Annotated in this window: 1 protein-coding gene and 1 pseudogene; one reads left to right on the forward strand and one right to left on the reverse strand. The window is 43.0% G+C overall.

Annotated elements, in window-relative coordinates; genetic code table 11:
* Positions 1–244: 244 nt before the first annotated feature.
* Positions 245–1,114: pseudogene (locus FD32_RS02245) on the reverse strand (manganese-dependent inorganic pyrophosphatase); the annotation flags it as partial.
* Positions 1,115–1,308: 194 nt separating this feature from the next.
* Here FD32_RS02245 and FD32_RS09725 point away from each other — a divergent pair.
* Positions 1,309–1,410: helix-turn-helix domain-containing protein (locus FD32_RS09725; protein WP_156410634.1), on the forward strand; the 102-nt coding region annotated here is incomplete at its 3' end.

The following is a 1,410-nucleotide window of genomic DNA, read 5'->3' on the forward strand; positions in this document are numbered from 1 at the left end:
AGCAACCTTATCCAGTTACTCTCAGCCTTATAGCTACTTCTTGTTCATCGGTGCAGTACTTTGCCTTAGACTTCCTTCAGATTCCACCTCACAGCGGACACCCCTGTCCTCAGCTCATGGTTCCGACTACTACGGCCCATAGCGGACTCTCACCGCCTAGCTAACATTCATGCCGGGCGCACTAAAAGAGCAATTGATCCCGCTTAGTGTGATCAATTGCTCTTTTGCTATTTTCTAGACTGGATTAACATTCAAAAGCATCCGTAAGCGGTGGGACCACTTGCTTCTTCCGGGAAACCACCCATGGCAAGTTCATCCGGTGATTGTCAGCTAATTGGTAGTTAAAGGCCTTTTCAACCTTATCAGTATTGGCACCGACCACTAATAATTCAGAGTCACTATTCAAAATGTTAGTGGCAATCAGAATAAAGGTTTCGTAACCATTTTGGTCCATCAATGCCTTCATTTGATTTTCCAAGTCTGCTTGACGCTTAAAGACATCCTCTAATTCGACCGTATTTACTTGGCCAATCCGTAGCTTACTGCCACCAAGTTCAAAGGTCTTAGCATCACCGTCAACGATTTCGGCATCAGACTTTGCATTTACGTTAGCACCGGCCTTTAACATTTCAACACCGTACTTATGGTAATCCGCAATCCCGGCCACCTTTGTGAAGTATTCAACTGCTTCGCGGTCATGGTCGGTCGTCGTTGGTGAGTTCAACAGCAAGGTTTCAGAGATAATTGCAGATAACATCATCCCCGCCAAGTTAGCGGGAATATCAATGTGCTTTTCTTGGAACATTTCAGTCAAGATTGTCGAAACACAACCGTAAGGCCGAACCGTTGCCCATAGTGGTTGAGCAGTATTGAAGTTAGCAATCCGGTGGTGGTCAACTAAGTGCGTCACCGTTACTTGGTCAATATCACTAACACTTTGTTGGGGTTCGTTATGGTCAACTAGCATGACCTTATCAACCTCATTTGCCGCAGTTTCTATAACTCGTGGGGCCTTTAAGCCAAACTTATTTAACGCAAATTCTGTTTCTGCATTAGGCTTACCCAACGCAACTGCTTCTGTCTCGTATCCTAATTGATTTTGGAAGTATGAGAAGGGGGCTGTGACATAAGTCCCAAATAATTAATGGAGTTAGATGAAATCTTCGGATTTCATTTAACTCTATTTTCCTTTAAAATATTAGTAAAAGGTAGATTGTAAAATTTAAGTTGAACATTTAAGTGGACAGAAAAACCCATCAAGGTCTTTAATGGTGTTACCACAACATTCCATTAGAAAGAAGGACCTTGATGGGCACCACTATTTTATCATTCCAGAGCCGCGTTGTCATTGAATCGCTTCATAATGAAGGACGTTCCTTGCGATACATCGCTAACTACTTAGGCTTTAGT

Source organism: Limosilactobacillus panis DSM 6035 (genome assembly GCF_001435935.1).
Classification (GTDB): Bacteria; Bacillota; Bacilli; order Lactobacillales; family Lactobacillaceae; genus Limosilactobacillus; species Limosilactobacillus panis.